This is a genomic window from Nocardioides sp. Leaf285 (assembly GCF_001422955.1).
Classification (GTDB): domain Bacteria; phylum Actinomycetota; class Actinomycetes; order Propionibacteriales; family Nocardioidaceae; genus Nocardioides; species Nocardioides kribbensis.
The window spans coordinates 36,986-60,487 of record NZ_LMNH01000006.1 but is presented as its reverse complement, the minus strand read 5'-3'; the positions used below and the strand labels follow the sequence as shown (position 1 = coordinate 60,487).

General features: G+C 75.5%; 25 protein-coding genes. 7 read left to right on the top strand and 18 right to left on the bottom strand.

All coding sequences use genetic code 11. The features are described from left to right. The first annotated feature begins 11 nt into the window (after window positions 1-11). Window positions 12-719, top strand: a complete 708-nt coding sequence (locus ASF47_RS19730; protein WP_235558818.1) for a nucleoside/nucleotide kinase family protein — start codon at window positions 12-14, stop codon at window positions 717-719. 18 nt (window positions 720-737) lie between these two features. Here ASF47_RS19730 and ASF47_RS19725 read toward each other — a convergent pair whose 3' ends face one another. The 6 genes from ASF47_RS19725 to miaA form a co-directional block, all read right to left on the bottom strand. Continuing rightward, the gene (locus ASF47_RS19725) at window positions 738-1,430 is read right to left on the bottom strand and encodes an alpha/beta hydrolase (RefSeq protein ID WP_056865747.1); all 693 of its coding nucleotides are present in this window, start codon (window positions 1,428-1,430) and stop codon (window positions 738-740) included. A gap of 77 nt (window positions 1,431-1,507) precedes the next feature. Then, window positions 1,508-2,284 carry an SDR family NAD(P)-dependent oxidoreductase gene (locus ASF47_RS19720; RefSeq protein WP_056865811.1) on the bottom strand — a complete coding sequence of 259 codons (777 nt, stop codon included), beginning with the start codon at window positions 2,282-2,284 and terminating at the stop codon, window positions 1,508-1,510. A gap of 85 nt (window positions 2,285-2,369) precedes the next feature. Continuing rightward, window positions 2,370-3,242, bottom strand: coding sequence for a diaminopimelate epimerase (dapF, locus tag ASF47_RS19715; protein ID WP_056865746.1), 873 nt, complete (start codon window positions 3,240-3,242; stop codon window positions 2,370-2,372). A 16-nt stretch (window positions 3,243-3,258) separates the two neighbouring features. Further along, complete coding sequence (gene ggt / locus ASF47_RS19710; RefSeq protein WP_082500547.1) at window positions 3,259-5,181, bottom strand: gamma-glutamyltransferase; 1,923 nt, start codon at window positions 5,179-5,181, stop codon at window positions 3,259-3,261. Window positions 5,182-5,312: 131 nt separating this feature from the next. Then, window positions 5,313-5,855, bottom strand: a complete 543-nt coding sequence (locus tag ASF47_RS19705; protein ID WP_056865745.1) for a dihydrofolate reductase family protein — start codon at window positions 5,853-5,855, stop codon at window positions 5,313-5,315. Beyond that, window positions 5,852-6,820, bottom strand: coding sequence for a tRNA (adenosine(37)-N6)-dimethylallyltransferase MiaA (gene miaA, locus ASF47_RS19700; RefSeq protein ID WP_056865744.1), 969 nt, complete (start codon window positions 6,818-6,820; stop codon window positions 5,852-5,854). Before miaA ends, ASF47_RS19705 begins: the two co-directional genes overlap by 4 nt. Before the next feature lie 91 nt (window positions 6,821-6,911). On the opposite strand from miaA, the gene ASF47_RS19695 reads away from it, so the two are divergent. The 4 genes from ASF47_RS19695 to ASF47_RS19685 all read left to right on the top strand — a co-directional run bounded on the left by ASF47_RS19695 (window position 6,912) and on the right by ASF47_RS19685 (window position 8,237). Then, on the top strand, window positions 6,912-7,190 hold the full coding sequence (locus tag ASF47_RS19695) for an antitoxin (protein ID WP_056865743.1): 279 nt from the start codon (window positions 6,912-6,914) through the stop codon (window positions 7,188-7,190). Beyond that, window positions 7,187-7,345: a hypothetical protein gene (locus ASF47_RS21395; RefSeq protein ID WP_156698078.1), complete on the top strand. Its 159-nt coding sequence runs from the start codon at window positions 7,187-7,189 to the stop codon at window positions 7,343-7,345. Before ASF47_RS19695 ends, ASF47_RS21395 begins: the two co-directional genes overlap by 4 nt. Continuing rightward, window positions 7,342-7,869 (top strand): NUDIX hydrolase, encoded by a 528-nt coding sequence (locus ASF47_RS19690; protein WP_082500546.1) that lies wholly within the window; start codon window positions 7,342-7,344, stop codon window positions 7,867-7,869. Before ASF47_RS21395 ends, ASF47_RS19690 begins: the two co-directional genes overlap by 4 nt. 71 nt (window positions 7,870-7,940) lie before the next feature. Further along, window positions 7,941-8,237 carry a hypothetical protein gene (locus ASF47_RS19685; RefSeq protein WP_056865742.1) on the top strand — a complete coding sequence of 99 codons (297 nt, stop codon included), beginning with the start codon at window positions 7,941-7,943 and terminating at the stop codon, window positions 8,235-8,237. A gap of 196 nt (window positions 8,238-8,433) precedes the next feature. Here ASF47_RS19685 and miaB read toward each other — a convergent pair whose 3' ends face one another. The 4 genes from miaB to ASF47_RS19665 all read right to left on the bottom strand — a co-directional run bounded on the left by miaB (window position 8,434) and on the right by ASF47_RS19665 (window position 12,113). Then, window positions 8,434-9,996 (bottom strand): tRNA (N6-isopentenyl adenosine(37)-C2)-methylthiotransferase MiaB, encoded by a 1,563-nt coding sequence (miaB, locus tag ASF47_RS19680; RefSeq protein ID WP_056865741.1) that lies wholly within the window; start codon window positions 9,994-9,996, stop codon window positions 8,434-8,436. A gap of 73 nt (window positions 9,997-10,069) precedes the next feature. After that, entirely contained in the window at window positions 10,070-10,573 is a 504-nt protein-coding gene (locus ASF47_RS19675) for a hotdog fold domain-containing protein (protein ID WP_056865740.1), read from the bottom strand. A 311-nt stretch (window positions 10,574-10,884) separates the two neighbouring features. Beyond that, window positions 10,885-11,283 carry a VOC family protein gene (locus tag ASF47_RS19670; RefSeq protein ID WP_056865739.1) on the bottom strand — a complete coding sequence of 133 codons (399 nt, stop codon included), beginning with the start codon at window positions 11,281-11,283 and terminating at the stop codon, window positions 10,885-10,887. Then, window positions 11,280-12,113, bottom strand: a complete 834-nt coding sequence (locus tag ASF47_RS19665; RefSeq protein ID WP_235558817.1) for a methyltransferase domain-containing protein — start codon at window positions 12,111-12,113, stop codon at window positions 11,280-11,282. Before ASF47_RS19665 ends, ASF47_RS19670 begins: the two co-directional genes overlap by 4 nt. Before the next feature lie 76 nt (window positions 12,114-12,189). On the opposite strand from ASF47_RS19665, the gene ASF47_RS19660 reads away from it, so the two are divergent. Further along, window positions 12,190-12,675, top strand: coding sequence for a MarR family winged helix-turn-helix transcriptional regulator (locus ASF47_RS19660; protein WP_056865738.1), 486 nt, complete (start codon window positions 12,190-12,192; stop codon window positions 12,673-12,675). A gap of 32 nt (window positions 12,676-12,707) precedes the next feature. On the opposite strand, the gene ASF47_RS19655 is transcribed toward ASF47_RS19660, so the two are convergent. The 8 genes from ASF47_RS19655 to rsmI form a co-directional block, all read right to left on the bottom strand. Next, window positions 12,708-13,622 carry a patatin-like phospholipase family protein gene (locus ASF47_RS19655; protein ID WP_056865737.1) on the bottom strand — a complete coding sequence of 305 codons (915 nt, stop codon included), beginning with the start codon at window positions 13,620-13,622 and terminating at the stop codon, window positions 12,708-12,710. 126 nt (window positions 13,623-13,748) lie between these two features. Next, window positions 13,749-15,578, bottom strand: coding sequence for an ABC-F family ATP-binding cassette domain-containing protein (locus tag ASF47_RS19650; protein WP_056865736.1), 1,830 nt, complete (start codon window positions 15,576-15,578; stop codon window positions 13,749-13,751). Between the two features lies 1 nt (window position 15,579). Next, on the bottom strand, window positions 15,580-16,488 hold the full coding sequence (locus tag ASF47_RS19645; RefSeq protein WP_056865735.1) for a 4-(cytidine 5'-diphospho)-2-C-methyl-D-erythritol kinase: 909 nt from the start codon (window positions 16,486-16,488) through the stop codon (window positions 15,580-15,582). After that, entirely contained in the window at window positions 16,485-17,414 is a 930-nt protein-coding gene (rsmA, locus tag ASF47_RS19640) for a 16S rRNA (adenine(1518)-N(6)/adenine(1519)-N(6))-dimethyltransferase RsmA (RefSeq protein WP_056865734.1), read from the bottom strand. The genes ASF47_RS19645 and rsmA overlap by 4 nt, the downstream gene beginning before the upstream one ends. Before the next feature lie 23 nt (window positions 17,415-17,437). After that, entirely contained in the window at window positions 17,438-18,625 is a 1,188-nt protein-coding gene (locus tag ASF47_RS22200; RefSeq protein WP_056865733.1) for a resuscitation-promoting factor, read from the bottom strand. A 329-nt stretch (window positions 18,626-18,954) separates the two neighbouring features. Beyond that, a complete protein-coding gene (locus tag ASF47_RS19630; RefSeq protein ID WP_082500544.1) occupies window positions 18,955-19,878 on the bottom strand; it encodes a TatD family hydrolase in 924 nt (307 codons plus the stop codon). After that, on the bottom strand, window positions 19,875-20,756 hold the full coding sequence (locus ASF47_RS19625) for an alpha/beta fold hydrolase (RefSeq protein ID WP_056865732.1): 882 nt from the start codon (window positions 20,754-20,756) through the stop codon (window positions 19,875-19,877). The genes ASF47_RS19630 and ASF47_RS19625 overlap by 4 nt, the downstream gene beginning before the upstream one ends. Then, entirely contained in the window at window positions 20,753-21,688 is a 936-nt protein-coding gene (rsmI, locus tag ASF47_RS19620; RefSeq protein WP_056865731.1) for a 16S rRNA (cytidine(1402)-2'-O)-methyltransferase, read from the bottom strand. Before rsmI ends, ASF47_RS19625 begins: the two co-directional genes overlap by 4 nt. Before the next feature lie 94 nt (window positions 21,689-21,782). On the opposite strand from rsmI, the gene ASF47_RS19615 reads away from it, so the two are divergent. Next, window positions 21,783-23,501: a dolichyl-phosphate-mannose--protein mannosyltransferase gene (locus ASF47_RS19615; protein ID WP_056865730.1), complete on the top strand. Its 1,719-nt coding sequence runs from the start codon at window positions 21,783-21,785 to the stop codon at window positions 23,499-23,501. Window position 23,502 lies beyond the last annotated feature (1 nt).

Below are 23,502 nucleotides of genomic sequence, written 5' to 3'. Positions count from 1 at the left end.
ATCATCGGCGGGTGCCCCACCCGACCGCTGCCGGCCCCGGTGCCGCGAGCCGCCCCGGCGCCCCGGGCGCTCCCGGCGTCACCCGGCTGCCCTCCCACGGACCCGCCCTCGACACCGCCCTCGACGCGCTGCTGACGGGCCTGCGCGAGCGCGGGGCGCGGATGCTCGGCCTCACCGGCGCGCCCGGGGCCGGCAAGTCGACCTTCGCCGCGCTGCTGGCGGCGCGCTCGGGCGCGGCGGTCGTGCCGATGGACGGCTTCCATCTCGCCGACGTCGAGCTGCGGCGCCGCGGGCTCCTCGCACGCAAGGGCGCACCGGAGACCTTCGACCCCGAGGGCTGCGCGGCGCTGCTGACCCGGGTGCGCGGCCGGGAGTCGCTGGTGATGGCACCGGCCTTCGAGCGCGGCCTGGAGCAGCCGCTGGCCGGCGCGCTGCCGGTGCCCGGCGGCGTCGACCTCGTGGTCGTGGAGGGCAACTACCTGCTGCTCGACGGGGCCTGGGCCCGGGTGCACGACCAGCTCGACGCGGTGTGGCACCTGCGCGTCGCGGAGCCGCTGCGGCTCGCGCGCCTGGTGGCGCGTCACGAGGAGTTCGGCAAGTCGCCCGCCGAGGCGCGGGCCTGGGTCGAGCGGGTCGACGGGCCCAACGCCCGGCTCGTGGAGGCCGCCGCGCCCCGCGCCGAGCTCGTGCTCGACCTCAGCGACCTGCGGCTCGGCTGAGCGGCCGCACCGGGCCGGTCAGGCGGTGACCCACTCCTCGCCGGCGAGGACCTGGGCGACGGGCGGGTCGAGGCGCACGGCGTCGGCGCCGAGCAGGGAGGCGACGCTGAACTGCGCGGCGTAGCCGTCGAAGTCCCCGCCGTGGCGCAGCATCGCGTGCTTGCCCTCCGGCACCCGGATGAAGCCCACCTCGGTGGAGGCGGCGATGCGACGGGCGACGGCCTCGGCGTGCGAGGGCTGGGCGATGCGGTCCTGCTGGCCGTGCACCACCAGCACGCGGCGCCCCGGCAGCGGCACCCCGTCGGTCGGGTAGACCCACGGGTTGAGGGCCACCACGCTCACCACGCCGTCCTGCGCGCCGCCGAGGAGGGCGGCGCGCCCGCCGAGGGAGTGACCGACCAGGCCGACCGGCAGGTCGCCGTACTGCTCGCGCAGCCGGGCCATCGCCCAGCGCAGGTCGTCGAGCGGGGTGTGGTCGGCGGCCCAGCCCCGGTGGCTGTTGAGCAGGCGTACGACGGCCAGGCGTCGGCCGCCCGCGCGGGCCACCCGCCGCGCGGTCGGCACCATGCGCAGCACCGAGAGCTGCGTGGGGCTGACCCGCGGGTCGCCCTGCCGGTTGGCGCCGCCGTGCAGCACGACCACGACGCCCTCGGGGTCGCGGGGGGCGTGGGTCGCCACGAGGCGGGGGGCGGCTTCCAGGGGACCGGTCACCGCCCCAGTCTCCCGCGAGCGCTCGAGCCGCGCCCCACCCCGCCGGCCGAGAGACGGCCGCCGCAGCGGCCCGAGCGTCACTTCGGAGGCATCCGGATGCCGCCGTCGACGCGGATGACCTCGGCGTTCATGTAGGAGTTCGTGATCGTCTCGACCACCATGCTGGCCAGCTCCTCGGGGCGACCCAGGCGGTGCGGGAAGAGCACGCTCTGGCCCAGCTTGGCCTTGAACGCCTCGGCGTCCTCGCCCTCGCCGTAGATCGGGGTGTCGACCAGGCCCGGCGCGATGGTGTTGAGACGGATGCCGGACGCCGAGAGGTCGCGCGCCACGGGCAAGGTCATGCCGACCACGCCGCCCTTGGAGGAGGAGTAGGCCGCCTGGCCGATCTGGCCGTCGAAGGCCGCGACGCTGGTCAGGTTGGCGATGGCGCCGCGGCAGCCGTCGGCGTCGGGCTCGTTGCGGCTCATCGCCGTGGCGGCGATCCGGGTCATGTCGAAGGTCCCGATGAGGTTGATCGCGATGACGCGGGTGTAGGCCTCGAGGTCGTGGGCGGAGTCGAACTCCCCGTCGCGACCGATCGTGCGCTGCGCCCAGCCGATGCCGGCGGAGTTGACCACCGCGCGCAGCGGCGCGATCTGGGCCGCGGCGGTGACGGCGGCCTTGATCTGCTCGGTGTCGGTGACGTCGACCTGGGCGAAGACGCCCCCGATCTCGTGGGCCAGGGCCTCGCCCTTGTCGGCCTGGAGGTCGGCGACCACGACGACCGCTCCCTTGGCGGCGAGCTGGCGGGCGGCGGCCGCGCCGATGCCCGACGCCCCGCCCGTGACGATGGCACTGCATCCGTTGATGTCCATGGCCGCGAGCATAGTGGGAGCGGAGTACCCTCTCCCACCTCCTGGTACTCCCGCGACAGCGCCGCTGTCACGGTCGGCGCGGGTGCTACAGCGCGGTGGTGCCGCGGGCGACCACGACGGCCGGGCCGGTCATCAGCACGCGGTCCTGCGGGGTCCAGGCGATCGTGAGCGTGCCGCCCGGCAGGTCCACGCGGTACTCCGCGGCGTCGGCCGGCCCGAGCCCGTCGGCCTCGGCCGCCGCCACCATGACCGCGCAGGCCCCGGTGCCGCAGGAGCGGGTCTCGCCGGAGCCGCGCTCGTGCACCCGCATCGCGACGTGCCGCTCCCCCCGGCGTACGACGAACTCCACGTTGACGCCCGCGGGGTAGACCGCGGGGTCGTGCCCGGGGGCCTCGCGCAGCGCCCCGACGGGCCCGGCGGGGGCGAGGTCGTCGACGAAGGCCACCGCGTGGGGGTTGCCCATGTCGACGTGACGCGCCGGCCAGCGGGTCGTGCCGACCGTGACCTCCGTGTGGCCGAGCAGGGCCGGCGAGCCCATGTCGACGGTGACCAGGTCGCCGTCGAGCCGGATGGTCTTGACCCCGTCGCGCGTGGCCACCGGGAGCGGGCGCGCCGGGTCGGCGAGGCCCTCCTCGACCAGGTGGCGGGCGAAGACCCGGATGCCGTTGCCGCACATCTCCGAGACCGACCCGTCGGCGTTGCGGTAGTCCATGAACCACTCCGGGGAACCCTCCGGTGCGGGCGAGCCGGGGCCGACCACCCCGCCGTCGAGGGCCGCCGTGCGCACGACGCGCAGCACGCCGTCGCCCCCGATGCCCGCGCGGCGGTCGCACAGCGCCCGGACCCGGGCGGGGTCGAGGTCGCCGTGGACCGTGCCGTCGTGGTCGGGCAGGAGCACGAAGTCGTTCTCGGTGCCGTGCCCCTTGAGGAAGGGGTAGGGCGTGCGGTGCGCGGGCATGGGTCGATCCTCCCGCTCAGCCGGTCGGGTCGAGGACCCGGGCCGAGCCCCCGCCGCGACGCTCCGGCTCCGCGACGGCGGTGAGCCGGCTGCGGGGGCCGAACTCGATCGCGGTGAGGGCGCCGATCTCGGCCTGCGAGGTGAAGGCGTCGCCGGCGGGCTGGAGGTCGTGGCCGTAGGCCTCCAGGTCGGCGCCGTAGAGGTCGATGAACCCGGGCTCGGCGCTGACGGCGGGGGTGTTGCGCTGGGAGCCGCGCGGGTCGGCGACGACCTCGGTGATCGGCAGGCTGCGGTCGAGGTAGCCCACGATGCTCTGCAGCACCGTGGTGATGATCGTCGACCCGCCGGGCGAGCCGATCGCCAGGACCGGCACGGTGCGCTCCCCCGCGCCGTCGCCGACCTGCTCGGTGATGATCGTGGGCGCCATGGAGCTGCGCGGGCGCTTGCCGGGCTGGAGCCGGTTGGGGTCGGTGCGGTCGAACTCGAGGCTGAAGTCGGTGAGCTCGTTGTTGAGCAGGAAGCCGCGCCCGGGCACGACGATGCCCGACCCGCCGGTCTGCTCGATGGTGAGGGTGTAGGAGACGACGTCGCCCCAGCGGTCGGCGGTGGTGAGGTGGGTGGTCTCGACGTTCTCGTGGTCCTCCGCGACCGCCCCGGCGCGGGCGGTGGCGCAGTCGGCCCCGGTGGCGTCGAGGTCGCCCGCGGCCACGGGCTTCGTCGCGGCGCGGTCGGGGTCGATCAGGCAGGCCCGGGAGGCCGCGAACCCCTCCGAGAGCAGCCGCCGGCGGGGCACGTCGACGAAGGCGGGGTCGCCGACGTACTCCGCGCGGTCGGCGAAGGCCAGGGCGCTGGCCTCGAGGTAGTGGTGGAGCACGTCGACGTCGTCGAGCTCCGGCAGGGGGAATTGCTCGAGCACCTGGAGCGCCTCGCCGACGGTCGTGCCGCCGCTGGAGGACCCGGCCATGCCCCACACGTCGTAGCCGCGGTAGTCGACCCGGGTCGGGGCCCGGTCGACCGCGCGGTAGGCGGCGAGGTCGCGGCGCTGGAGGTGCCCGCGGGGCACCGGCAGGTCGGTCGAGGCCGTGACCGGTGGGCGCCGCGCGGCGCGCACGACGTCGCCGGCCAGGTCGCCGCGGTAGAACGCACGGGTGCCGCGCCGGCCGACGAGGTCGTAGGTGTCGGCCAGGTCGGGGTTGCGGAAGGTCGAGCCCACGGCGGGGACCTCGCCCCCGGGCAGGAAGAGCCGCTTGGTGGACCGGAAGGCCGAGAAGCGCTCGACGTTGTCCTCGGTCTGGTCGGCGAAGGTCTGGTCGACCTCGAAGCCGGTGCGGGCCAGCCGGGCGGCCGGCCTCAGCGCGCGGCGCAGCGGCACGCTGCCCCACCGCTCGAGGGCCCGCTCCCAGGTGGCGAGGGTGCCGGGCGTGCCGACCGAGACGCCGCTGGTCACCAGGTCGGGGGTGAACGGGTAGGGCTCACCGGTCCCGGGGTCGAGGAAGGCGTCGCGCGGGATCGACAGCGGGGCGGTCTCGCGCCCGTCGACGGTGGACACCTTCCCGGTGCGCCCGTCGAGGTGCACGAGGTAGCCCCCGCCGCCGATGCCGGCGCTGTAGGGCTCGGTCACGCCCAGCGCCGCCGCCGTGGCGACGGCGGCGTCGACGGCGTTGCCGCCGCGCTTGAGCACGGCCATGCCGACGCGGGTCGCGTAGGGGTCGACCGAGGTGACGGCGCCCCCGGTGCCGACCGCGGTGGCCTGCTTGGGCGGCACCCCGGCGCGGGCGGCGGGCGCGTCGACCGGTCCGCCCGCGCCGACGGGTCCGACGTCCGAGCCGGTGTCGGGGGCGTCGGGCGCGGCGAGGGCCGGCGCGGCCACCAGGGCGCAGGAGAGCGCCGCGACCGCGGCGGCCAGGCGGGAGGGACGGGGCGGGCGGGGGCGTCGCATCACGGGGCTCCGAGAGGTGGGGTGGTCGGCGGCGGCCCGGGGGCGGCCTGAGGGTGCCGCCCATCCTGCACCAGGTCGCCGACGGACGGCAGGCCTCACGGGCCCGCGGTGGCGACCCCCTCGGCGCGGTCTCAGCCGCGCGGGCCCACCACGTCGTAGGTCGCGCAGAGCAGGTCGCCGTTGCGGGCCAGGTCGACCAGCCTGAGGTCGAAGGGACGGGGGAAGAGCGGGCGCCCCGCCCCCAGCGTGACCGGCGCGATCGAGACCACCAGGCGGTCGAGGTGGCCGGCCAGCGCCCACTGCGCCGCCAGGTCGCCGCCGCCGACGACCCACACGTCGCGCCCGGCCGCTCCCGCCACGACCTCGGGCCAGACCTCCTCCACCCCGCCGCCGACGAACCGGACGTCGCCCTCGGCCTCGGGGAAGGTGCGGTGGGTGAAGACCCAGCACGGGATGTCGTAGCCCCACGGCTCGCCGGTGGCCGCGGCGTGGTCGAGCAGCCACTGGTAGGTGGTCGCACCCATCACCATCGCCCCGATGCCGGCGATGAAGCCGGTGTAGCCCATGGGCCCGTCGGCGTCGGTGTCCTGGGTGAAGAGCCAGTCCAGGGAGTCGTGCTCGTCGGCGAGGAAGCCGTCGAGCGTGGTCGCGGTGTAGTAGGTCACCCGGGTCACGGGGTCGATCCTGCCCCGTCCACGGCGCGGCGCACAGCCTCCAGCGCCCGCTCGAGCCGCTCCGGGTCGTCGTGGCGCACCCACACGACGCGGGGGTCCTTACGGAACCACCCGTCCTGGCGCCGCGCGAAGCGCCGCGTCGCGCTCACGGTGCGCTCGCGCGCCTCCTCGAGCCCCAGCTCCCCGGCGAGGTACGCCGCGACCTCGCGGTAGCCGATGGCCCGCACCGCCGTGCGCCCCTCGGCCAGGCCCTCCCCCAGCAGCCGCTCCACCTCGGCCACCAGGCCGCCGGCGAACATCGCGTCGACCCGCTGCTCGATGCGGGCGTCGAGGGTCGGCCGGTCGATGTCCACGCCCACCTGCACGGTCGCGGGCCCGACGTACTCCAGGCGGGGCAGGGAGGCGCTGTAGGGGCGACCGGTGAGCTCGACCACCTCGAGCGCGCGCACCGTGCGCCGACCGTTCTCGACCAGGATGCGGGAGGCGGCCTCCGGGTCGACGGCGGCGAGGCGGGCGTGCATCGCCGCCGGCCCGACCTCGGCCAGCTCCGCCTCCAGGCGCGAGCGCAGCGCCTCGTCGGTGCCCGGAAAGTCGAAGCGGTCGAGCACGGCGCGCGTGTAGAGCGCCGAGCCGCCCACCAGCACCGGCACGCGACGTCGCCCACGGAGGTCGTCGACCACGTCGCGGGCCCACCGCTGGAACTGCGCGACGCTGGCCGACCCGCGCACGTCGAGCACGTCGAGCAGGTGGTGCGGCACACCGCGGCGCTCCTCGACGGGGAGCTTGGCCGTGCCGACGTCCATGCCGCGGTAGACCTGCATGGCGTCGGTGTTGACCACCTCGCCGCCCAGCGCCTCGGCCAGGTCGAGCGACAGCGCGGTCTTGCCCGAGGCCGTCGCCCCGACGACCGCCACCACGGGCACGGGTCCGCACACCCCCTCGGGCGTCCCGTCGGCGCTGGTCATGTCGTTAGTGTGGCAAGCACGGGCCGCCCGCGCGGCGACCACCCGGCACGACGCGACATCCCAGCCATCCCGAGGCGACACAGGAGACGACATGGGCCTCTTCGACAAGGCCAGGCTCGACAAGGTCAAGCGCCAGGTCAGCGACGCCGTCGACAAGCACGGCGACAAGATCTCCGGTGGCATCGACAAGGCCGCCGCGGCCGCCGACAAGCGCACCGGCGGCAAGCACAGCGACAAGATCGCCAAGGGCGTGGCCAAGGCCAAGGACGGCCTCGACAAGCTCGACGGCAAGAACGACGACTTCCGCGACGGGCCCGCCGGCCCCGCGGGTCCGACCGGCCCCACCGGCCCTGCAGGAGGCCCCCGATGAGCCAGCCCGTACCCGAGGAGCGCAACGACGCCTACGACCTCACCGAGGAGCCGCCCGGGGAGCACTCCAGCGACCTGCCCGGCGACGGCGACCAGGCCGCCGAGGCCGCCCAGGAGGAGAACGCCGAGACCTCCCTGGACCAGCCGTCCCAGTGACCACCGCCTCCACCCCGGCCGCCCCGGACACCCGGACCACCGGCCGCACCCCCCAGGAGCTCGGTCGCTTCGTCGTCGTCCCGGCGGCCTACGTCTTCCTCACCCGCGACGGGGCCCACGGCACCGAGGTGCTGCTGCAGCTGCGCCGGGGCACCGGCTACATGGACGACCACTGGGCCGCGGCCGCCGCCGGCCACGTGGAGCAGGGCGAGACGGCCTACGCCGCCGCCCAGCGCGAGGCCACCGAGGAGCTCGGCGTGAGCGACCTCGACCTCATCTTCGTCACCGCGATGCACCGCACCCGTGGCGGCGAGCCGATCGACGAGCGCATCGACTTCTTCTTCACCGCGCGCGCCTGGACCGGGGAGCCGCGCGTCGTCGAGCCCGAGAAGTGCGCCGGCCTGCGCTGGGTGGGTCTCGCCGAGCTCGGCGAGCTGCCGCAGCCCGTGGTGCCGCACGAGCGGGCCGTGCTCTCGGCCATCGGCGCCGGCACGACCACGCCGTACTCGACCTTCGGCTTCTGACGCGCCCGGCGGGCCCCGCAGCCCTCCACCCGACCCCCGCACGCCCGACCCCCGACACCCAGGAGGCCCCGATGAGCGAGACCCCCCAGGACCAGACCGACGAGACCACCGCGCAGGACCAGGGCGACCTGGGCCCAATGCCGGAGCCCTCGATCGAGCCCGGCGAGCCCAACCCCGGCGGCGCCGACGCCCTCGACACCGGCGAGCAGGAGGTCATCGTGCCCGACCTCCCCCCGGAGTCGAACCCGGCCACCGAGGACTCCCCCGTGGCCACCCGCGAGCCCGAGGACACCAGCACCAAGGCCACCCGCGCCCCCGGCGGCGAGGACGAGGGTCCCGACGCCGACGACGAGGACGCCCCCGTCTGAGCCGCTCCCGCCCGAGGTCGCAGGAGCCCGACGGGCACCGCGACGCAGGAGCCGGATGGGCACCGTGCGGTCCGGCGCCGCACGCACGGTCGTCAACCCGCGACGTCGCGCGGGTCACGGACGGTGCGGCACCTCGGGCACAGGCACCGTGCCCGTTCGGCTACGGCGCCCACCGGCCCCGACCGCTCGGGGCGGGTCAGCCGCAGGCGTTGACGGGCGGCAGCGGGGCCGGCACGCCGACGCCCGGCATGCCGAGCCCCACGCCGGCGCTCGCGGCGGGGGCGGCGGTGCGGGCCTCCCACGCGTCGCCCGACCGGGTGCGTCGCGAGCCGAGCACGCGGTCGGCGACCAGGTGGTGCGGAGCGGCGTGGGTGATCTCGACCGTGACCCGGTCGCCGGGGCGCACGCGCTCCTCGGGGGCGGCGAAGTGCACAAGACGGTTGTCGGGCGCCCGGCCCGACAGGCGCAGCGTCGCGGCGTCCTTGCGGCCCTCGCCCTCGGCCACCATCAGCTCGACGGTGCGCCCCACGAGGGCCTTGTTCTCCTCCCAGGCGATCTCGTCGACCAGGGCGGCCAGGCGCTGGTAGCGCTCCTTGACCACCGCGGGCGGCACCTGGTCGGGCAGCGTCGCGGCGGGGGTGCCGGGGCGCTTGGAGTACTGGAAGGTGAAGGCGCTGGCGAAGCGCGACTCGCGGACCACGCGCAGCGTCTCGGCGAAGTCGTCCTCGGTCTCCCCGGGGAAGCCGACGATGATGTCGGTGGTGATCGCGGCGTCGGGGATCGCCGCACGCACCCGCTCGATGATCCCGAGGAACTTCGCCGAGCGGTAGGAACGGCGCATGTCCCTGAGCACCTTGTCGGAGCCCGACTGCAGCGGCATGTGCAGCGAGGGCATGACGTTGGGGGTCTCGGCCATCGCCTCGATGACGTCGTCGGTGAACTCCGCGGGGTGCGGCGAGGTGAAGCGGACCCGCTCCAGCCCCGCGATGCTCCCGCAGGCGCGCAGCAGCCGGGAGAAGGCCTGCCGGTCGCCGAACTCCACGCCGTAGGCGTTGACGTTCTGCCCCAGCAGGGTGACCTCGCTGACGCCCTCGGCCACCAGCGCCTCGATCTCGGCCAGGATCTCCCCGGGGCGGCGGTCCCGCTCCTTGCCGCGCAGCGCGGGCACGATGCAGAAGGTGCAGGTGTTGTTGCAGCCCACCGACACGCTCACCCAGGCGGCGTACGCCGACTCGCGCTTGGTCGGCAGCGTGGAGGGGAAGACGTCGAGCGACTCGAGGATCTCGACCTGCGCCTCCTCCTGCACCCGGGCCCGCTCCAGCAGCACCGGGAGCGAGCCGATGTTGTGGGTGCCGAAGACGACGTCGACGTAGGGCGCGCGCTCGGTGATCGTCGAGCGGTCCTTCTGCGCCAGGCAGCCGCCGACGGCGATCTGCATGCCGGGGTGGCGGGCCTTGACCGAGGCGAGGTGGCCCAGGTTGCCGTAGAGCTTGTTGTCGGCGTTCTCCCGCACGGCGCAGGTGTTGAACACCACCACGTCGGGCACGGCCTCCGCGGTGGTGCCGGCCTCGCCGGCGCCGGGGCGGGCGAAGGGGGCGTAGCCGGCGTCCTCCAGCAGGCCGGTGAGGCGCTCGGAGTCGTGGACGTTCATCTGGCACCCGTAGGTGCGGACCTCGTAGGTGCGGGTGGCCGCCGCGACGTCGGCCGTGGCCTCGGCGGACTCGACGGTGGCGGGGACGGTCTCGGGGGCAGCAGTCATGGCCGTCCCAGGGTACGGCGGCACCGTGGCGCCCACCCAACGCGCGCCGCGGCCCCCCGGGCCGGCCTCCGGGTCAGGAGGTGCGGGCGGGCTTGGGGGTGACCCAGAGCCGGATGACGCCCTCGATGACGACCGTGCCGTCGTCGCGCACACCGCGCACCCGCACGGGCACCTCGCCCCCGGCGGCGGGCAGCGTCTCGGAGGACCACTGCTCGGGGTCGGTCTCGGCGATGCAGGTGATGTCGCTGGTCGCCTTGGCGGTGTAGCGGACCTCCATGCCCTGGGGGATCCAGCGCTTGTCGGAGGGGATCGAGGCCTCGGCCAGGGCCCCCATGGCCGCCTCGAGGCCGTTGCACAGCGCGATGGCGTGCACGGTGCCGATGTGGTTGTGCACGGCGCGGCGCTTCGGGATCACGAGCTCGGCGCGGTGGGGCTCCAGCACGGTGAAGCGTGGGCGGATCGAGGCGAAGTAGGGCGCCTTCTGACCGAAGAGGACCGAGAACACCCGGGTGCCGACGCTCCGGCCGATCACGGGGAGGTTGCTGGTGGTGCGCCACAGCGAGAGGACCTGACTCATGACCCGCACATTACTCGACGGTAACTTTTGCCGCCAGCACCCGTCCCACCGGCCGCGCGGCACGTCCGGGACCGCCGCACCGCAGGTCTCGACCTGTCGGACCCGGAGGCCTCGCCGGTGCTACCGTCGACCGCACCGGCCGGGCCGCGCCCCCACCGCGCCCCGGCACCACGGCCGTCACGGCCGGCGCCGGCGGCGCCGCACGTGGACGGCCCCTCGGGACGGGCTCCCCCCGCCTGGCCCGAGGGGTCGCCCTCGGGCGGCGCTGCCGCCCGGCCCCGGACCCCGGTCCGACCCCCCGGCCCGATCCCTCAGTCCGGCCCCGGGGCGAGCAGCTCGACGCGGTTGCCCGCGGCGTCCCTGACGTGCAGGCGCAGGTGGCCGGGGAAGGTGCCGCGCTCGCTGCGGTCGACCTCCAGGCCCAGCGCGGCGACACGGTCGGCGGCGGCCTCGAGGGCCGCCTCGTCGTCGAGCAGCAGCGCCGGGTGGGCGCGGCGGGCGGGCACCATGTCGACCTCGGCGCCCACGTGCACCTCGGCGACGACCCGGCCCTGCTCGTCGTAGGAGCGGAACCACGCCCCGCCCCGCGCGCGCAGCGCCGGCGGCTTCTCGACCTCGACCAGACCCAGCGCCCCGACCCAGAGGCGGCGCGCGTCGTCCTCGCCCCCGGGCGGGCACGACACCTGCACGTGGTGGAGCCGGGCGCTCACCGCCGGGCCTCCGGCACCCGCGCGACGGCGAAGACCCGGCGGAAGGGCAGCAGCACCGACCCGTCGGCGCGACGGGGGTAGGCGCCGGCCAGGCGGCGACGCAGCTCGGCCTCGAAGTCGGGCCGCAGCGCGTCGGGCAGGGCCTGGAGGGTCGGTCGCGCGCCCGTGCCGGAGATCCAGGTGAACACGGGGTCCTCGCCGGTGAGCACGTGCACGTAGGTGGTCTCCCACGCGTCGACGTCGACGCAGCCGGCCGCGACCAGCGCGTCGAGGTAGGCGACGGCGTCGTGGCTGGCAGGCGAGGAAACCCCCGCGGTGTGGGCGGCGTACGGCGCCTCCGCGGCGAGCTCGCGGCGCAGCTCGTGGCTGGGCTCGTCGGTGTTGCCCGGCACCTGCATGGCGAACCAGCCGCCCGGGCGCACGCGGGCGACCAGGCGCGGCAGCAGCTCGAGGTGTCCCGGCAGCCACTGGAGCGTGGCGTTGGTCAGCAGCACGTCGACCTGCTCCTCGGCGCGCTCGGCCCAGTCGCGCAGGTCGCCGGTCTCGTAGTCGACCGGCCCGCCCCGCTCGCGGGCCGCGGCGACCATCTCGGCGCTGCTGTCGAGGCCGCGCACGGTGGCGTCGGGCCAGCGCCGGGCGAGCAGCTCGGTGAGGTTGCCCGGGCCGCAGCCCAGGTCGAGCACGGCGGCGGGGGCGAGGTCGGGGGTGGTGGCGCCGACGCGGGCGAGCAGCTCCACGAAGGGACGACCGCGCTGGTCGGCGTAGGTGAGGTAACGCTCGGGGTCCCAGGTCAGGTCGTGCACGTCGTCCTCGCTCCGTCGGGTGGTCACGCGTGAGAAGTGTCTTGACGTCAAGACACTAACACCTCTTGACGTCAAGATTCTCGATCTGGCCTAGGCTGGCCCCATGCGGGACGAGGTCGACGAGCTGATCGAGGCGTGGGCGCGCGAGCGCTCCGACCTCGACCTCGCCCCGGTGGCCGTCTTCAGCCGGATCTCCCGCCTCGCCCGTCACCTCGACCTGGCCCGCCGCGAGGCCTTCACCGCCGCCGACGTGGAGTCGTGGGAGTTCGACGTCCTGGCCGCGCTGCGTCGCGCCGGCGCCCCCTACGAGCTCTCCCCCGGACGGCTGCTGCGCGAGACCCTCGTGACCAGCGGCACCATGACGAACCGGGTCGACCGGCTCGCCGCCCGCGGCTTCGTGGAGCGCTCCCCCGACCCCGACGACCGGCGTGGGGTCATCGTGCGGCTCACCCCGCAGGGCAAGACGGCGGTCGACGAGGCCTTCGGCGCCCTCATCGCCGCCGAGCACGCGCTGCTGGTCGACCTCCCGGTACGCGAGCGCGAGCAGCTGGCCCGCCTGCTGCGCACCCTGCTCGTGCCCTTCTCCTGACCCGCGCCCGTCCCCGCGCGGACCGGCCCGCGTCAGGCGGCGACGGACGGCTCGGGCCGCTGAGGCGCGACCGGGGCCGCGGGCCCGGTCACCGGGGCCTCGACGGGGACAGCGACGGGCTCGACCTGGTCGGCCGGCCCGGCCAGGGCGGCGGCGACCGAGGCCCGGCCCAGCGTGATGTGCTCCTCGGTGCGGCGGAAGTCGTGCATCCTCACGCCCAGGTCGGGGGCGGTCAGGTGGTGCACCTCGATGTCGCCGAGGTCGACGGCGGGGCGCACCCGCAACGATTCCGCGAGGCCGGCCAGCAGGGCGTCGAGCGGAGAGCGCACCCGCTCGATGCGGGTCGGCACCGTGGCGTCGAGCACCCAGACCCGGGTGGGCGCCAGCGCGCGGGCGCCGGCGACGGGCACGAGGTCGGCGAGGCCGCCGTCGACGTGCGGCACCTGCCAGCCCGACGCCGGGTCGGCGAGGCGCACCGGGTCGAAGACGCCGGGCAGCGCGGTCGAGGCGAGCAGCACGTCGAGGAGGTCGCCGCGGTCGTGGTAGACCGCCACCCCGCTGTCGAGGCGCGTGGTGACCACGCGCACCGGCACCGGCAGGTCCTCCAGCCTCACGTACGGCGCCCAGCGCCGCACCAGCCGCGCCACCCCGTCGGCGGCGCAGAGCGGGGCCGGGTGTCGCGCGAGGTGTCCCCGACGGGTCCCGTGGCCGACCGCGAAGACCTCACGCGTGTCGATGCCGCGCCAGCGTCGCGCGAGCTGCTCGCCCGCGTCGGGTCCGTCGTGGCTGCCCAGGAAGGTCGCGTTGAGGGCGCCCACCGAGGTGCCGACGTAGGCGGCGGGGCGCACCCCCGACTCGAGCAGCGCCTGCACCATGCCGACCTGCACGGCGCCCCGCGAGGCACCACCGGAGAGCACGAGCACGTCGCGGTGACGGGTGGTCGTCATCGGGCCTCCTCGCGGTCGGGGATACACCGTCCTCATCGGCGTACCCCCATGAGACCTGAGTGACGCACCTCACGCCAGGAAAATCGGGCCCCGGTCACCCTCCCGGGGGAGAGGGCCCGCGGGTGGCTACTCCAGCACCTCGGCGGCCTCGAGCCACTCCAGCTCGAGCTCGTCGCGCTCGTCGGCCAGCACGGCGAGCTCGGCGCCCAGGTCGGCCAGGCGGGCGTAGTCCTGGGCGTGCTCGACCACCTGGGCGTTGAGGGCGGCCTCCTGCTCGGCGATGCGGGCCAGGCGCTTCTCGATCCGGGCCACCGCCTTGCGCGCTGCGCGCTCCTCGGCCGAGCCGGCCTTGGCGCGCGCCGACGACGCCGCCGGGGCGGTGCCCGCCGGGGTGGCCGCGACCGCTGCTGCGGCGGCGGCCGTCGCCGCGGCCTCGCTCGTGGTGGGGGTCGTGGAGACCGCGAGGGCCGCGGTGCGCCGCTCGAGGTACTCGTCGACGCCGCGCGGCAGCATCGCGATCTGGCCGTCGCCGAGCAGGGCCCACACCGAGTCGGTGACCCGCTCGAGGAAGTAGCGGTCGTGGGAGACCACGACGAGGGTGCCGGGCCAGCCGTCGAGGAAGTCCTCGAGCACGTTGAGGGTGTCGATGTCGAGGTCGTTGGTGGGCTCGTCGAGCAGCAGCACGTTGGGCTCGGTCAGCAGCAGCCGCAGCAGCTGGAAGCGACGGCGCTCCCCACCGGAGAGGTCGCCGATGCGGGTGGTGAGCTTGTCACCGGTGAAGCCGAAGCGCTCGAGCAGCGAGGTCGCGGTCAGCTCCACCCCGTCGAGGGTCTTGCTGACGCGCCGGATCGACTCCAGCGTGGGCAGCACGCGACCGTCGGGGTCGAGGTCGTCGAGCTGCTGGGTGAGGTGCTGCAGCGCGACCGTGCGGCCGTGCTTGACCTTGCCCGAGGCCGGGGCCAGAGCGCCGGAGAGCAGCGAGAGCACGGAGGTCTTGCCGGCGCCGTTGACGCCGACGATGCCGACGCGGTCCCCCGGGCCCAGGCGCCAGGTGGCGTGGTGGAGCAGACGTCGCTCGCCGCGCACGAGGTCGACGTCCTCGAGGTCGACGACGTCCTTGCCCAGGCGCTGGGTCGCGAAGCGCTGCAGCTCGAGCCGGTCGCGCGGCGGCGGCACGTCCTCGATGAGGGCGTTGGCGGCGTCGATGCGGAACTTGGGCTTCGAGGTGCGCGCCGGCGGGCCGCGGCGCAGCCAGGCCAGCTCCTTGCGGGCCAGGTTGGAGCGGCGGGTCTCGGCGGCGGCCGCCTGGCGGGAGCGCTCGGCCTTGGCCAGCACGAAGGAGGCGTAGCCGCCCTCGTAGGCGTCGACCTGGCCGTCGTGGACCTCCCAGGTCCACTGGCACACCTCGTCGAGGAACCAGCGGTCGTGGGTCACCACGACCATCGCCGAGCTGCGCTGCACCAGGTGGGCGGCCAGCCAGGCCACGGCCTCGACGTCGAGGTGGTTGGTGGGCTCGTCCAGCACGACCAGGTCGTGCTCGCCCAGCAGCAGGGCGGCCAGCGAGCAGCGGCGGCGCTCGCCACCGGACAGGCCCGCGACCGAGCGGTCGAGGGTGACGCCCGCCAGCAGCACCTCGACCACCTCGCGGGTGCGGGAGTCGGCGGCCCACTCGTGGTCGGAGCGCCCGCCCAGCACGGCCTCGCGCACGGTGTGGGTGTCGAGCAGCTCGTCTCCCTGGTGGAGGTAGCCCACCAGCAGCCCGCGCTGGCGCGAGACGCGACCGGTGTCGGGCTCCTCGAGGCCGGTCATGACCTCGAGCAGCGTGGTCTTGCCGTCGCCGTTGCGGCCCACGATGCCGATGCGCTCGCCGGCGCCGATGCCGAGCGAGACGTCGGTGAGCAGGGGCCGCACGCCGTAGGACTTCGAGACGCGCTCGAGGTTGAGGAGGTTGGGCATGTCAGGCGTATTCGACCACGTGGGCGCCGGCGACCGGACCGGGGGCCGCCAGCACGGCCTCGTGACCCAGCGCGGTGAGGCCGGCGGTGACCTCCTGGGCGTGGGGCATCCCGTCGCACAGCATGAGCACCGTGGGCCCGGAGCCGGAGAGCAGCGAGGCCAGCGCACCGACCGAGGCGCCTGCCTCGAAGACCGCGGCCAGGTCGGGTCGCAGGTCGAGCGCGGGCGCCTGCAGGTCGTTGGCGAGGGTCTGGGCCAGGCGGCCGGGGTCGCCCTGGCCGAGCGCGACCCGCAGCGCGCCGGGCACCTCGGGCGCCGGCAGGCGCAGACCGTCGAGCCGCTCGTCGAAGCGCCGGTAGACGTCGGGGGTGGAGAGACCGCGGTCGCTGAGCACCGCCACCCACCACCACGCACCGGCGTCGTCGACCGCGCTGACCTGCTCCCCGTGGCCCTCGCCGAGGGCCGTGCCGCCCAGGAGGGCGAAGGGCACGTCGCTGCCCAGCCGGCCGGCCACCTCCAGCAGGTCGTCGTCGGGGGTCTGCAGGTCCCAGAGCCGGTCGAGGGCCACCAGGGTGGCCGCAGCGTCGGCCGAGCCGCCGGCCATGCCCCCCGCCACCGGGATGCCCTTGTGGATCTCGATGCGCGCGGCCCGCTCGAGGCCGTGGTGGGCCAGCAGGGCGCGCCCGGCGCGCACCGCGAGGTTGTCGTCGTCGGCAGGCACGTCGAGCACGCGGACGTGGCGGTCGCCCCGCACCTCCACGGCCCACGAGGGAGCGTCGTGCACGGTGACGTCGTCGTAGAGGCCGATGGCCTGGTAGACCGTGGCGAGCGGGTGGAATCCGTCGGCGCCGAGCGAGCCGACGCCGAGGTGGAGGTTGATCTTCGCGGGGGCCCGCACCGTGACGCTCACGCCGGCGCCTCCCCCGGGCCCGAGCCGACGGAGCCGTCAGGGCCGGGCCCGGCGACGGCCCCGAGCGCCTCGGCGATCCGCACGAAGTCGGTGACGCGCAGCGACTCACCGCGAGCCATCGGGTCGACCCCCGCGGCCTCGAGCGCGGCGGTCGCGGCCCCCGCCGAGCCGGCGAGGCCCCTCAGGACCCCGCGCAGGGCCTTGCGGCGCTGGGCGAAGGCGGCGTCGACCACGGCGAAGACCTCGGCGCGGGTCGCGGTGGTGGCGGGCGGCTCGCGGCGGGTCCAGGCGACCAGCCCGGAGTCGACGTTGGGCGCGGGCCAGAACACGTTGCGGCCCACGGAGCCGGCGCGGCGCACGTCGGCGTACCACGCCGCCTTGACCGAGGGCACGCCGTAGACCTTCGAGCCGGGCTCGGCGGCGAGCCGGTCGGCGACCTCGGCCTGCACCATGACCAGGCCGCGCTCCAGGCTGGGCAGCAGCCCGAGCAGGTGCAGCAGCACCGGCACCGAGACGTTGTAGGGCAGGTTGGCCACCAGGGCGGTCGGCGGCGGCCCGGGGATCTCCGCGACGCGCATGGCGTCGGCCAGCACGACCTCGAAGCGGTCGGCCTGGGCGGGCGCGAACTCCTGGATCGTGGCGGGCAGGCGACCGGCCAGCAGGGGGTCGACCTCCACGGCCACGACCCGGCCCGCGGTCTCCAGCAGGGCCAGCGTGAGCGAGCCGAGGCCGGGGCCGACCTCGAGCACCGTGTCGGCGGCGGTGACCTCGGCCGCGCGCACGATGCGACGCACGGTGTTGGCGTCGATGACGAAGTTCTGGCCGCGCTGCTTGGTGGGGCGCAGGTCGAGCTCGGCCGCCAGCAGACGCACCTCCGCCGGCCCGAGCAGTCGTGGGACCGCGGGACCGGCGGAGGGGTGGGACATGCGCCTCAGCGTAGTGCCAGCGCTCAGGTCGGCAGGCCGAGGGACGCCGCGCAGCCCGGCCAGGCGCCGTAGCCGCCGGAGGCGTCGCGCACCTTGGTGGCGATGGCGATCTGGGTCTCGCGCGAGGCGCTGCTCGGCAGGCCGGTGCCGCCGTAGGCCTGCCAGGTGCCGAGGCTGAACTGGAGGCCGCCGTAGTAGCCGTTGCCGGTGTTGATGGCCCAGTTGCCGCCCGACTCGCACTGGGCGAGGCTGTCCCACACGGTGCCGCCGTCGCTGTAGACGGGGGCGGCGGGCTCGGGCTCCGGGGCGGGGCGCTCCTTGGTGCCGACCGCGACGACGCGGTCGACCGGCGCCGAGGTGAGGGTGCTGCGCACGAGCTTGCGGGCCACGACCTCGCCGTTGCGGATGGTCACGGCGTAGGTGGCGTTGCGGCTGCCGGCGCGGCCCTCGCGGACCACCGAGGTCTGGTCGTCGTAGAGCGAGGAGTCGGAGCGCTCGACGGTGCCGAAGGGCAGGCTCTCGCCCTTGACCGTGCGCTCGACGCGTCGGATGTCGGTGAAGACGAGCTTGTCGCCGTCCTCGAGCGCGGTGTCGAGGGAGGGACGGACCTTGTCGCTCCGGTCGACCTCGACGCCGAGCTCGTCGAGGGCGTCCTCGACGGTCAGCGCGGTGATCTCGCGCTCCACCGGCTTCTTGCCGGCCAGCGCCAGCGTGAGCCGCTTGGGCGTGACCACCTGGAGCGAGGCGCCGCTGCGGTCGATGAAGCCGCCACGGCTCAACGACAGGTCGGCGTCGGTGAACCCGCGGCCGATCTGGTCGAGGGCCCCGGCGACGTCGGTGGCGGTGACCCAGTAGGTCTCCTCCTCGCCGTCGACGCTCACCTCGAGCGGGCGGCCGAAACGCACGCTGATCGCGCTGCCGTCCTCGACGGACTCACCGAGATCGGGGGCGACCTCGTCGTGCTGGCGCACCTCGATGCCCTCGGCCTCGAGGACCTCGCCGACGGTGCCGGCGCGCGAGGTGATCTCGCGCTCCTGGCCGTCGAGCGAGACCGTCACCGACTTGCCGAGGGAGGCGTAGCCGAGGGTCGTGCCGGCCACGGCCAGCACCACCACGGCGGTGAGTCCGACGACCAAGGCGCGGCTGCGCCCTGCTGCGGCGATGAGGGCGCCCACACGGTGGGCGAGGCTGCTCGTCTGCTGGGAAGGCACACTGCTCCGAACGTCGTGCTCTCCGGTTCTCGGGAGGCCCGGCCTGCTCCCGCGCGCCACTCCCGCGCGGCGGCGGGAGGGGTGCGGGGGCGCTGCCCGCGCTCGCTGTGCGAGCGTCGGAGGCCCGGCCGGATCGGTCCCGATCCCGGCGGTCTGTGCTCCAGAGGACCAGCCGGTGCGGGGCTCACGCAAACCCGTCGGGCGGATCTTGCGGAAAACGTGAGCAGGCTCTCCCCGGGTCGGGGCCCGGGTAGGGACCGGTCTCAGCCCGCCTCACCAGGCAGAACGCCGTGACCCGCCCGGTCGGGCGGGGCGGAAGGTAAAAACACTCACCAGGAGCCACCGAAGGCGGCCTCGGTGGCCGCGTCGAGCGCCGCGCAGAGCTGCTCGAGATCGTCACCGCGCACCTCCGCCATCGTCCGCACGGTCAGCGGCACGAGGTAGGAGGCGTTGGGTCGACCCCGCCACGGCGTCGGGGTGAGGAAGGGCGCGTCGGTCTCCACCAGGAGGCGGTCGCGCGGCACCACGACGAGCGCCTCGCGCAGCGCGTCGGCGTTCTTGAACGTCACGGTGCCGGCGAAGCTCAGGTGGGCGCCGCGGTCGAGGCAGGCCCGGGCGAAGGCGGCGTCGCCGGAGAAGCAGTGCATCACCCAGCGCTCCGGCACCCCCTCGGAGTCGAGCACGTCGAGGACGGCCTGGTGGGCGTCGCGGTCGTGGATGACCAGGGTCTTGTCGAGCCGCTTGGCCAGGTCGACGTGACGGCGGAAGGACTCCTCCTGGGCCGCCCGGCCGTCCTCGCCGGTGCGGAAGAAGTCGAGGCCGGTCTCCCCCACCGCGCGGACCTTGTCGTGGGTCCGCGCCAGCTCCTCGATCTCGGCGAGGGCCTCCTCCAAGCGCCCCTCCGCGGCCAGGCGCGGGGCCTCGTTGGGGTGCAGCGCGACGCCGGCGACGAGCGCGTCGTGCGCGGCGGCGGCCTCCACCGCCCAGCGGGCACCGGGCAGGTCGCAGCCGATCTGCACGATGCGCGTCACGCCCACGGCCGCGGCCGCGGCCAGGGCGTCGGCGGTGGAGAGCCAGTCGTCGCCCTCGCCCGCGTCGGCGATGTCGAGGTGGCAGTGGTTGTCGACCACCGGGTGCGGCAGCGGGTCGGGGGCCGGCGGCCGCTCGCGGTTGCGCCGGCTGCCCCGCTCGTCGACCGCGGCCCGGGCACGGGTGGGGCCCGCCGGCCCCGCCGCGGGGTCGGGCCCGGTCACGAGGCCTCGGCGCGCGCCAGGATCGCGGCCGCGGCGGGCTCCGGGGCCTGCGTCGGGATCCAGTGGGTGACCCCCGGCATCACGACCAGGCGGTAGGGCGCGTCGACGTGGCGGCCGCAGCGCTCGACCGCACCGCGGTCGATGAAGGAGTCGCCGTCGCTCCACACCATCGTGGTCGGCACGGTGACCTGCTGCCGGGCGGCCTCGCGGTCGGTCCAGGGCAGCGCGCGGTACCACGCCAGGCCCCCGGCCAGCGCGCCGTCGTCGAGGATCTCGCGGCGGAAGCGGGCCACCTCGTCGGCGCTCATCCCCCCGCGGCGCAGCAGCCGCTCGAACGTGCCGCGTCCCGCCAGCCACTCCGCACCGCCCGGGAGCTGGAAGGCCCCGACGTACCAGCTGCGCAGGCCCTGGCGCGAGGAGACGAGCGAGGAGACGAAGGCGGCGGGGTGGGGCACGGAGAAGGCGGTGAGCGAGCGCACCAGGTCGGGGCGGGTCGTGGCGACGTGCCAGGCCACGATGGCGCCCCAGTCGTGGCCGACGACGTGGACCTTGCTCTCCTGGCCGCGCACGCCGCCGGGCCCGGGCTCGCCCACCAGCAGGTCGAGCAGGGCGGCGACGTCGGCGGAGAGCTCGGCGACGCGGTAGGCGCGGCGGCCGCGGGGACGGGCGCGCGGGGAGTAGCCGCGCTGGTCGAGGGCGAAGGTGCGCAGGCCCTGCGCGTGCAGCAGCGGAGCCACCGAGCGCCAGCAGGTGGCGCGCTCGGGGAAGCCGTGCAGCAGCACGACGGGGTCGCCGTCGAGGGGGCCCTCGTCGAGGACGTCGAGCACCAGCCCGTCGCGGTGGACCTCGGTGACGCGGTCGGGGTGGCGGGTGCTCACCGGACCCCACCCCCGGCGGGTCCGTGCTGCTCCCCGGTCTGCTGGGGGACCTGCTTGTGGACGAGGTCGTAGACCTCGCGCTTGGGCACTCCGGCCATGCGGGCCACCTCCACGATCGCCTCCTTGCGGCGGGTGCCGCCGGCCTCGAGGTCCGCCACGGCGGCCCGCAGGCTGGCGGGGTCGTTGTCGACGGCCATGGTGACAGCCGCCCCCGACACCACGATCGTCACCTCGCCCCGCACGCCCTCGGCGGCCCAGGTCACCAGCTCGCCGAGCGGCCCGCGCCGGACCTCCTCGTGGGTCTTCGTCAGCTCGCGGCACACCGCGCCGGCGCGGTCCTCGCCCCAGGCCTGCGCCATCGCGGCGAGCGCGGCCTCGGTGCGGTGGGGGGCCTCGAAGAACACCATCGTGCGCTCCTCGGCGGCCAGCGAGGCCAGGCGACGGGCCCGCTCGCCGGCCTTGCGCGGCAGGAAGCCCTCGAAGCAGAACCGGTCGACCGGCAGCCCGCTCACCGCGAGCGCGGTGAGCACGGCGCTCGGTCCCGGCACGGCGGTGACGAGGACCCCGGCCTCCACGGCGGCCGCCACGAGGCGGTAGCCCGGGTCGGAGACGCTCGGCATGCCCGCGTCGGTCACCAGCAGCACGCGGTCGCCGGCCAGCAGGCTCTCGAGCAGCGCGGGGGTGCGGGCGCTCTCGTTGCCCTCGAAGTACGACACGACGCGCCCGGTCACCGTCACCCCGAGGTCGGTGGTGAGGCGCCGCAGCCGGCGGGTGTCCTCCGCGGCGACGACGTCGGCGTCCCCCAGCTCCTGCGACAGCCGGGGCGGGGCGTCGGCGACGCGACCGATCGGGGTCGCGGCCAGCACGAGCACTCCCGGCTCCCCCGGCTCCCGGGGCGGCCCGGTGCGGGCGGGGTCGGGGGCGGCAGGCATGGGCCGATCATGCCCGATCCCGCACCGCGTCGCGGTCGCCCCTCGGCCCCGAAGCCCCGCGGCGCCGGGGTGGCGCCCCGTAGAGTCCACCCCCGTGACGACCACGCAGGCGCCGCACCCGGGAGCGGCACGCGGGCTCTCCGGGACCGCGGCGGGCGAGACCCTCCCGACCGCGTGGCAGCGGGCCAGGGGCCGGCTGGGCGTCGAGGACCCCTTCATCGGCTGGTCGGCCGCGCTGGGCCTCGCCCTGCTCGCGCTCGTGCTGCGGCTGTGGCGCCTGGGCGAGCCGAAGGTCTTCGAGTTCGACGAGACCTACTACGCCAAGGACGCGTGGTCGCTGGTCAACCACGGCTACGTCCGCGAGTACGTCGACGGTGCCGACGAGAAGATCCTCGCCGGCACGACCACGGGGGTGTGGAAGGGCGATCCGTCGATGATCGTGCACCCCGAGGTCGGCAAGTGGCTGATCGGGCTGGGCGAGAAGGTCTTCGGCATGGAGCCCTTCGGCTGGCGGGTCGCCTCGGCCGTCGTGGGCGCCCTCATGGTGCTCGTGATGTGCCGGCTGGCGCGACGGGTCACCGGGTCGACCGTGCTCGGCCTGGTCGCGGGGCTGCTGCTCATGCTCGACGGGCTGCAGTTCGTGCTGTCGCGCCTGGCGCTGCTCGACATCTTCCTGGCCTTCTTCACCCTCTGCGCGGTGGCGTGCCTGGTCAACGACCGCGACTGGCACCGCGCCCGCATGGCCCGCCTGCAGCCCGTGCCGCTCACCGGAGGGTGGGGACCCGTGCGCGGGCTGCTGCTGCGCCCGTGGCTGCTGCTGGGCGGGATCTGCTTCGGCCTGGCGATCGGCACCAAGTGGACCGCGCTCTACCCCCTCGCCGCACTCGGCGTCCTGGTGTGGCTGTGGAGCAGCGGGGCGCGGCGCTCCTTCGGCGTGCGCGCGGCCGTGCTCCGCTCGGCGGTGGTCGACGGCCTGCCGGCCTTCGTGCAGCTGGTCGGCGTCGCCGCGGTGGTCTACGTCGGCACGTGGGGCGGGTGGCTGGTGCACGCCGGGCAGTACGAGGAGGCGCTCTCCTCCACGCAGTACACGCAGTTCACCGGGCAGGGCCACTGCGACGGCGACTCCTTCGTCTCCGACGACCCCGACCCCGACGCGCGCTGGCCCACCGCCACCGAGCCCGACGCCTCCGGCCCGGCCGAGGTCGTGCAGTCGCTGCGCTCGCTCTGGTACTACCACCAGGACGTCTACACCTTCCACACCAACTTCCTCGACTGCTCCACCCACAGCTACGCCTCGAAGCCCGCGGGGTGGCTGCTGCTCAACCGCTCGGTCGGCGTGGCCGCCGACACCGGCATCCAGCCCGGCACGCGCGGCTGCACCGCCCCGGAGGGCAGCAACTGCCTGCGTCAGGTGCTCCTGCTGGGCACCCCGACGATCTGGTGGGCCGGCATCCTGGCGCTGGTGTTCTCGGCCGCGATGTGGATCGGGGCCCGCGACTGGCGCCACGGCCTCGCCGTGGTCGGCGTGGCCTCGACCTGGCTGCCGTGGCTGGCCTACGACGACCGGCCGATCTTCTCCTTCTACGCCATCGTCACCCTGCCCTTCGTCGTCCTGTCGTTGACGCTGGCCATCGGGGCGCTGGTCGGCCGGAGGCGCGGCCCCTCCACCCGCCGCACCGTCGGCGTCGTCGTCGCCGGGGCCTTCCTCGTGCTGACCCTGGTCAACTTCGCGTGGTTCTGGCCGATCTGGACCAACGGGCTGCTCACCAACGGCGAGTGGCTGGACCGGATGTGGTTCGCGCGCTGGATCTGAG